This is a genomic window from Halomonas sp. BC1, assembly GCF_002078135.1.
GTDB classification, from domain to species: Bacteria; Pseudomonadota; Gammaproteobacteria; order Pseudomonadales; family Halomonadaceae; genus Vreelandella; species Vreelandella stevensii.
Genome location: NZ_LFGS01000009.1, coordinates 1 through 9003, shown reverse-complemented (window position 1 = coordinate 9003; position 9003 = coordinate 1). Strand labels below are relative to the sequence as shown.

Genomic DNA, 9003 nt, shown 5'->3' with positions numbered 1-9003 from the left:
TGATTCCAGCACCCAGCTTGATATGGGTGCCTGCCCAAGCAATCGCCCAATAAAATTGGCCTCCCACAGGATAGTTTGAGTGGCTACTCTGGCTATAAGCCAATGAACTGGCCTCCCACAAGTTGGTTTGGGTGGCTGCTCTGGTATAGCCAATAAGCCCAGCTGTGGCTGGAAGCTTCTTGTGGCTGGGAGACTCTTGTGGCTGGGAGACTCTTGTGGGAGGGAGCTTTAGCTCGCGATGATTCCAGTACCCAGCTTGATATGGGTGCCTGCCCAAGCAATCGCCCAATAAATTGGCCTCCCACAGGATAGCTTGGGTGGCTGCTCTGGCTATAAGCCAATGAATTGGGCCTCCCACAGGTTGGCTTGAGTGGCTACCTGAGCAGCCACTCTTTCGTTACTTACGCTTCGCCTAACAGCCCCAGGCTGGCGGCGGGGGCTTGGCGGCGCAGTTGGTAAGAAAGCAGATGACCAATGATGCCGATCAGTAGCGCGCCGCCCAGGGGCAGCACTAGCCATAGGCCCCAATGCAGGCGCGGGGTGAGGTCGAGCCAGTAGAGGTAGAGCGCGGCGGTGACCAGCTCGGCCAGCACCGCGCCCAGCAGCCCGCTGGCAAAGCCCAGCAGGGCGTACTCGGCTCCCTGCACGCGGGAGATCATCCGATTACCCGCCCCGAACACCCGCAGCAGGCCGCTTTCATGGGCGCGTACCGGTCGGCTGGCCGTGAGGGCGGCATACAACACGCTCACCCCTGCCAACAGCACCAGGGCCAGCACCAGCTCGACGGCCCGCGTTACCTGGGTGAGTACGTCCCGCACCTGGCCCAGAATAGCATCGACGTTGAGCAACGAGACGCCGGGGAAGTCGCTGACCAGCTGGCGTACCAGGCCCTGCTCCGCGTCTGGCAAGTGGAAGGCGGTGATGAAGCTATGCCCAAAGGACTCCAACGCGCCCGGCGGAAAGATCACGAAGAAGTTGGGGTTGAAGCTATCCCAGTTCAGGCTGCGCAAACTGTCGATGCGGGTGGTGATGGTATCGCCCCCCACGGTGAAGGTCATTTCATCGCCCACGCCTAGCCCCAGGCGGGCTGCCAGCCCCTCTTCCACGGAAATGGGCACGGTACTGGCCACCACCGAGGCAGTGGCTTCGACTTCACTCATCCAGCCCTGGGGCTCGCTGGGGGTGCGAAACCATTGCCCGGCCACCACGCGATTGCCTTCCGGCAGCGTGGCTTGCCAGGTGAGGTTCAGCTCCCGGCGCAAGGAGTTGTCGCCACGGGCATCGGGTGGCACGACATCTTGGGGGGCTTGCCCGTTGATGGCACTGATGCGCCCGCGCACCATGGGGTAGAGCGTGCTTTGGGTCTCAACGCGAGGGGCCACGGCCTGCTCGAAGGCCTCGCGTTCGCTGGGCTGGATATTGATGGCAAAGTAGTTGGGCGTGGTGTCCGGCAGCTGGTCTTGCCAGGTGGTCAGCAGATCACCACGTACCAGCACGATCATGGCCATGGCGAAAAACGTCACCGAAAAGGCCAGCAGTTGCCCCAACCCGGCCTGTTTGCGCCGGGCCAACTGCCGCCCTCCCAAACGCAGGGCCTGGCCCCACTCACTGGCACCGGAGAGGCGCTGCACTGCCTTGAGCAAGCCGTTCAACAGCAAGGCACTGACGCCCCACAACAGTGCCAGCAACAGCGAACCGCCCAGCAGCAGCGCCAGAGCCAGCGAGAAGCTGCCCGAGTAGAGCCATAGCAGGCCACCAAACACCAGGCTGGCCACGCCCACCACCAGCCAGGCGGCAGGTGGCAGCGGGTCCAGCTCACGGCGCAGCACTTTCAGCGCGCTCACCTGCTTGATGCGCAGCAAGGTGGGGCCGGCAAAGCCCACCAGCACCGCCAGCGCGGTGAAGATACCCAGCCATAGCGGCATGATGCCTGGGGCAGGCAGCGTCATGGGCAGGAAGCTGCTCAACAACCACAGCAGCAGCGCCTGGCCTAACAGCCCGAGAATGGCCCCCAGCAGCGAGGCTATCAACGCCAGCCCCACCAACTGCAGGCTAAACAGCACGACCAGCTGTTGCTGGCTAGCGCCGAAGCAGCGCAGCAGCGCGGCGGTGTCCAGGTGGCGTTCGACATAGCGACGGGTCGACATGGCCACTGCGACCCCGGCCAACAGCACCGCTGCCAGTCCTGCCAGCCCCAGATAACTCTCCGCGCGCTGCAGCGCATTGCCCAGCTGCGGCCGGTCGACGCGGACATCACGCACGTCCACGCCCTCCGGCGTAATCCGCCAGCAAGCCTTGCACTTGCTCCAGAGCGGCAGGCGGCCCGGCGGCCAGCAGCTCGAACTCGACCCGGGAGCCAGGCTGCACCAGTCCGGTGGCGTCAAGGTCGGCGGTATTGAGCATCAGCCGAGGGTTGAAGTTGCCAAACCCTGCGGACTGGTCGGCTTCACGCTCGATGATGCCGGTGATGGTCAGCTCGGTTTGGCCTACCTGTACCTGATCACCGATTTCGATCTCGATCAGCTCCGCCAGGCGCGGGTCGGCCCAGGCTTCACCGGCGGCAGGCCCGGAGGCCAACCGCTCGACGCCATTGCCCAGATCGACCAGGTTGACGCCATAATGCGGGTAGATATCATCGACGGCCTTGAGGCTAGCCGGTTGAAAGCGCTCACCGCGACTAATCATCGACACCAGGTTTACCTGATCGCTCAGGGTAAAGCCCGCCGCTTCGAGTTCGGCACGCAGGCTCTCACCGAAGGGCTCGCGCTGTTCCAGTACCAGGTCGCCGCCCAGTATCTGGCTGGCCTGACGCTCCAGGCCGCGCTCCAGACGGTCCAGGAAAAAGGCGATCATGGTAGATGCCGCCACCGCCAACATCAGCGCCACGAACAGCGCCCGGACATCTGACGCGCGCAAGTCACGTTTTAAACTGCGGGCGGCCAGCCGCCAGTTGATCTCACTCATTGCCTTCCTCGCTGGTGGCCGGGGCGGGAACGAAAGGCGTCAACTGCCCATTGTTGAGCCGCAGGCAGCGGTCGCAACGACGCGCCAATGCGTGGTCGTGGGTCACCAGGATCAGCGTGGTGCCTGCCTGCTGGTTCAGCGTGAACAGCAGGTCGATGATTTGTGCGCCGGTATCCGGGTCGAGGTTGCCGGTGGGTTCGTCGGCGAACACCAGCTCCGGGTCGGTGACGAAGGCACGGGCAATCGCCACGCGCTGCTGCTCGCCCCTCGACAGCTGCTTGGGCAGATGCGAGGTGCGCTCCCCTAGCCCCACACGTTCCAGCCACTGCTGGGCGGCAGCGGTTTCCCCTGCCCGTGGCGATAGCTCCAGTGGCAGCAGCACGTTTTCGAAGGCGCTGAGCGTGGGCAGCAGCTGGAAATTTTGAAACACGAAGCCTACTCGTCCGGCCCTGAGCGCGGCACGGCCATCCTCATCCAGCTGGCTCAACGGGTGACCAAACAGCGTCAGCTCACCGTCGTTGGGCGTGTCCAGCCCCGCCAGTAGCCCCAGCAGGGTAGACTTACCGGCCCCACTCTTGCCCAGAATGGCAACGCTTTCCCCGGCGGCCACGCTGAGATCGAGGTTGTCCAGAATGGTCAGCGAGCGCTCGCCACTGGCGACGCGTTTTGCCAACTGATGGGCATGTAGCACCACGTTGGGCGCCATGGCCGGGGGAACCTTATCTGACGTTAGCGTGTCGGTGATGGGCGGATGCGCGTTGGCAGCATCGCTGGGCACTTTGGAAGTAGGGTCAGAGGAGTAGGACATGAAGCGTGAATTCCCTTTAATAACGGTTCGACAACGAATGGTACCTATACAGCAGGCGATGCACACGACACTCTTGAAAACTGGCTTCTTCAACACAGCTTTTGCAAAATCGGCCTTCTCAAACTTCGTGATGCTGGCGGCCATTACGCTGGCGGCCTGCTTGAGCGTACTTCCAGCGCACGCCGATGACGGCCATGATGACGACAGTGCCCACTCATTGCCCACACTGCTGGTGATGGGCGATAGCTTGAGCGCTGCCTATGGTATCGAAGAAGAGCAAGGCTGGGTGGCGCTGCTCGCCCAGCGTCTGGAGGGCGAGGCCGAGGTGGTCAATGCCAGCATCAGCGGTGAAACCACCGCTGGCGGTGCGCAACGATTCGCCGATATTCTCCGACAGCGTCAGCCGGATATCGTTCTGCTGGAGCTGGGCGGCAACGATGGCCTGCGCGGCCTGCCCCCCGCCCAGATGCGCGCCAACCTGGCCAGCATGATCGAACAGAGCCAGCAGGCCGATGCCGAGGTACTGCTGCTGGGCATCGATATTCCGCCCAACTACGGGCAGGCATACCGTGATGCCTTTACCGGCGTGTTCCACTCGCTGGCGGATGAGTACGCGCTTTCACTGGTGCCCTTCCTGCTGGAAGATGTGGCGCTCAATACACAGTTGATGCAAAGCGATGGCATTCATCCCACGGCAGAGGCCCAGCCTATCATTCTCGACAACGTTTGGCCCGAACTGGAGCCCATGTTGGAAGCCACCTATCAGGCAGCCCAGTAACAAAACGTTGATGCTTTGTGACCAGCAGGGATAGCGTTTTTGCATGTCAGCGAGTAATCTGAAGGCCTATTTACCCAACGCTCATGGCGTCCATGTCCCTGCACTCACTCCCTCCTCCCCATGGCCTGACACGTCGGCGGTTCTTGACCGTCACAGGCGCCTTGTTGCTGGGTGTTGGGCTGGGGCTTCAGCCCTCTCCTGCGGCCGCCTTCAACCCTCAGCAGCTGCGTCAATCCATGCAACGGCTTTACGGCCAAAGCGGCGTGAACGTACTGGAAGAGTGGTTCAGTTTGCTCGACCGCCTGCAGGGCCAGGATATTCAAACGCAGCTGCGTGACGTGAATGACTTCTTCAACCGGCGCATTCGCTGGGTAGATGATATCAACAACTGGGGCCAGGAAGACTTCTGGGCCACGCCCCTGGAAGCCATGGGTAAAGGCCAGGGCGACTGTGAAGATTATTCGATTGCCAAATACATCACGTTAAAGCAGTTGGGCGTTCCGGGTGACCGGCTTCGCATGATTTACGTACGCGCGCGGATCGGGCGTAGTCAGATTACCCAGGCGCACATGGTGCTGGGCTACTACTCGACGCCCAATGCCGAACCGCTGGTGCTGGATAACCTGATGCCTTCCATCACGCCCGCTTCCCAGCGTAACGACCTGGACCCGGTCTTCAGTTTCAATAGCAGTGGTTTGTGGGCAGGCGGCGGCTCCGAGTCTCGCGCCGACCCGCTGGCGCGGTTGTCTCGCTGGCGCAGCGTCATCGAGCGCATGCAATCACAAGGATTCATCTAAGAGGAACAGGCACCATGTCGCTGATCAAACAGCTTTGGCTGGCCATTATCGTGCTGTTGCTGCTGTCGTTCGTCGGCAGCCTGGCCATCAGCATCAACAGCAGCCGCGCCTACATCGAGCAGGAAGTGCGCATCAAGAACGAGGACAACGCCACGGCACTGGCGCTTTCCATGAGCCAGCTGGACAAGGAACTGGTGATCCTCGAATTGCTGATTGCAGCGCAGTTCGATACCGGTTACTACCGTTCTATCGTGCTGCGCGATGCCGAAGGCGACGTGCTGGTGGAACGCCGCGCCGGTGAGTACAGCGGCGACGTCCCCGGCTGGTTTCGTAGCCTGGTGCAGTTCGATGTGCCCACGGGCACGGCCACCGTTCAGGATGGCTGGCGGCAGTTTGGCACGCTGGAGTTGGAGAGCCAGCACAGTTTTGCCTATGCCTCGCTATGGCGCAGCATGCTGGAGCTGGCGGGTTGGTTCCTGCTGGCGGGGGCGATCAGCCTGACCCTGGCCACGGTGATGGTGCGGGGCATCAAGCACCCGCTGGTACGAGTAGTGGCCCAGGCCAAGGACATCAGCGCGCGCCGCTTCACCACCATCAAGGAACCCCGCACGCTGGAGCTGCGTGAAGTGGCCCAGGCCATGAACGTGCTGTCGGCCAACGTGCGCCAGATGCTCAGCCACGAAGGGCAAAAGCTGGACGAGCTGCGCCGCCACCTGCAGCACGACCGCGTGACCGGTGCCCTGAACCGCGATGTGATCATGGGCAAGCTGGGCGCCCTGCTGGAGAGTGAAGAAGCTCGCGCCACGGGGCTGCTGGTCATGGTGCGCGTGCGCGCCCTGGAGCAGTTGAACGAGCAGCTTGGCCACCAGGCCACCGATGCCCTGCTCATGCAGCTCACCCAGCAGCTGGCCGCGCTGGATAGCACTTCGGAAGAACCCTTGGTGGGCCGCCTCAACGGCAGTGACTTTCTGCTGATACTACCCATGGAGGAGGAGCCTCACGCACTACTGCCTCGCCTGGAAGAAGCGCTGGCACAGGTAACGTCGCCCCACAATAGCGCCACACCGGGCCTGGCCACCGCCGTGGTAGCCTACCATCCGCATGATGAACGTGGCCCGCTGCTGGCGACGCTGGACGACGCCCTGGCAGAGGCGGAAAGTGCCAGCAGTGCCACCCACACAGTGGTGCGGCAGCGTGAACAGGGCTCTCTGTTCGGCAATCATACCCAGTGGCGCACGGCCCTGACCGACGCCATTGCCCAGGGGCCGCAGTTGGCCTACTTCCCGGTCATGGATGCCGAGCAGCAGGTGTTGCACTACGAGTGCCCTGCCCGCCTACAGCTGGCTAATCAATGGCAAAGTGCGGGGATTTTCATTCCCTGGGTCACGCGTTTTTCGATGGAGCCCGCGCTGGATATCGCAGTAGTGCGCAAGGCTCTTGACAAGCTCAAGGCCCACGGCGAGCAGTCGCTCGGGATCAACCTGTCGATTGCATCGATTACCAACGCCGAGTTCGTCAATGAGCTGAGACAGCTATTGGAGAAGCAGCCTGCCCAGGCACGCAAGCTCTGCTTCGAGGTACCCGCTACGCTAACGCCACACGCCATTGGCAGCTTGCGCGGGCTATGCAGCGCTCTGCGCCCGCTGGGCTGCCAGTTCGGCATCGAACACGTGGGTGCTGAATTCACCAAGTTGGCCGACCTGCACGACGTAGGGTTGAGCTACCTGAAACTGGACAGCAGCCTGGTGCGGGGTATCGATACCTCCCACGAGCAGCAAACCATCGTGCGCGGCATGGCCACCCTGTGCCACTCACTCGGCATTGAGGTGATCGCCGAGGGCGTGGCCGCCCCAGAGGAGCTGGAAAGCCTGTTCCGCACCGGTGTAGATGGCGTGACAGGCCCAGCTGTTCGAGCCAGCTAGGCCCCACCATGGTGGTAAGGGCGTGCCTGAGGCACGTCCTTACCAGAGTGGCGTATCGTCATCCCCTAGCAGGTTCACGTCATTCCTTGCGCGAAGCGACTTACGCTCCATCACCTTGCTCTGGGCGGCAGCAGGCAAATCGGTAAAGCTCAGCACGCCCTTCTCCAGCAACACCTCCAGCATGTCTTCTACCACCCTCACGAAAGCCAGGTCAGACGCTATCATTTGCGCCGACTGCCCCGTTTGCTGGGCCAAAAAGGCAAACACCTCTGGCGAATTGGCCGCGATGGTCTCGCTACACTCGGGCGTAGGCTCCTTGCTAAGCGTCACGATCTCCCCCTTGGCGTTACGTTTGATATAGAGCATAGCGGCTTCCCCTGTCAGTCAACGCGCTGGTTGGTTGCTAAACGTCATCTTACTGTAGATACAACAAGGCCGCCCGTAGGCGGCCTTTGGGTTGGGTCAACGATATCAGAGGTCTATCTTCAATTGGCCATTATCTAAAAGAGACTGAATGAAGTCAGACGAACTGGTACCCTGCGGCATCTGAACGTTCTCCAACACGATCAGTTGATCCGCGTTGCTGCCATCATCGGCAATGTCGCCATCAGATTTGATGTGCAATACGGTGTCTCCATCCTGCTGCACAGCCATGATGTACTGATCGATAGTATCAGCGTTTTCGTTCTGGAGAAGATCTGCGAGATCCAAGCGATCTGCCGAGTCATTCGCGCCAAACTCACCCAGCGTGAAGTCCGTGACCTTGTCCACGGCAGCACCCGACCCACTGGTGCCCTGATCACCGAATTCCCACTTGAAGGTATCTGCCCCCGCTCCACCAGTGAGGATATCGTTGCCTTCGCCGCCGTAGATGACGTTGTTACCGGCATCGCCCTGCAGCGTGTCGTCTCCTTCACTTCCCCAGACAAAACTGTCGACGCCGGGGCCAGTGATACCAACGCGCAGGGTGGCTTCCGCCGTCACACCCGTTGGGTGCACCAGTTGATACGTGAGGCTATCGATCTCACCGACGTTATCCAGGCTCGCATCAGGTAAATAGGTATACGTACCGTCTGCGAACAGCTCAAATTCGCCGTATTTTCCCATAACCTTGATACCTGAGTCTGTGACCATTTCGAACGCACTACCGTTCCAAACCTTCAACACGGGGTCGGTAGAGCCGGGGATGTCATTGATCAGCACGTTGCCACTTACCAGATCCGCCTCGACCGTGCTCGTGGTATCAAGGAGATCGACTTCCACTTTAACGGTTGTAATAGACCCTACAGCTACAGCAGTGCTTGATCCCCCGACGATTCGGTAATCGCCTGGTTCAAGGCCACTCAGCTCGGTTTGGGCACTTGGACCAAAGAATGTAACTAAGCCAATCAAGCCCTCATCGCCTATTGCCGATACCGTTTCATACTTGCCAGTCTCCGGATCAAACTTTTGAACAATAGCATATGCATTGTCAAAGACGCCTACAACAGCATTATTAGAGACTGTTATGGTAGCGTCCCCCGTCTGCCCTTCCGGGATGGTAAAGTAAACCTCGGGAGAGCCAGTACCAAGTCTTATCGGCCCTAGCTGTACAAGAACCTTCTGACTATCACTCTCGCTTATTGTCCCGACCTCTGCTGGAAGGATATTCAGCTGTGCCGTTGCAAAGTCATCTTCAGCAATAATGAGTGGCGTTAAATCGATTGCTCCACTGTCCCTTGCCTCGGTGGTATT

At 60.8% G+C, this 9003-nt stretch carries 6 protein-coding genes and 1 pseudogene; 3 read left to right on the top strand and 4 right to left on the bottom strand.

All coding sequences use genetic code 11. From position 1 onward, the window contains the following. Positions 1 to 401: 401 nt before the first annotated feature. Positions 402 to 2964, bottom strand: a pseudogene (locus B7L72_RS07985) (ABC transporter permease). Continuing rightward, positions 2957 to 3772, bottom strand: a complete 816-nt coding sequence (locus B7L72_RS07980; protein WP_081193600.1) for an ABC transporter ATP-binding protein — start codon at positions 3770 to 3772, stop codon at positions 2957 to 2959. Before B7L72_RS07980 ends, B7L72_RS07985 begins: the two are co-directional and overlap by 8 nt. Before the next feature lie 58 nt (positions 3773 to 3830). Between B7L72_RS07980 and B7L72_RS07975 the strand changes: the two genes are divergently transcribed. From B7L72_RS07975 to B7L72_RS07965, 3 genes are all read left to right on the top strand, one after another. Continuing rightward, complete coding sequence (locus B7L72_RS07975; RefSeq protein WP_081193598.1) at positions 3831 to 4550, top strand: arylesterase; 720 nt, start codon at positions 3831 to 3833, stop codon at positions 4548 to 4550. Between the two features lie 92 nt (positions 4551 to 4642). Beyond that, positions 4643 to 5347: a transglutaminase-like cysteine peptidase gene (locus B7L72_RS07970; protein ID WP_100731265.1), complete on the top strand. Its 705-nt coding sequence runs from the start codon at positions 4643 to 4645 to the stop codon at positions 5345 to 5347. A gap of 14 nt (positions 5348 to 5361) precedes the next feature. Beyond that, positions 5362 to 7269, top strand: a complete 1908-nt coding sequence (locus B7L72_RS07965; protein ID WP_081193594.1) for an EAL domain-containing protein — start codon at positions 5362 to 5364, stop codon at positions 7267 to 7269. A 39-nt stretch (positions 7270 to 7308) separates the two neighbouring features. Here the strand turns inward: B7L72_RS07965 and B7L72_RS07960 are convergent, their stop codons facing one another. Then, positions 7309 to 7635, bottom strand: a complete 327-nt coding sequence (locus tag B7L72_RS07960) for a tryptophan synthase subunit beta like protein (protein WP_081193592.1) — start codon at positions 7633 to 7635, stop codon at positions 7309 to 7311. 105 nt (positions 7636 to 7740) lie between these two features. Continuing rightward, a partial coding sequence (locus B7L72_RS07955) for a type I secretion C-terminal target domain-containing protein (RefSeq protein WP_139788471.1) occupies positions 7741 to 9003 on the bottom strand: 1263 nt, incomplete at its 5' end.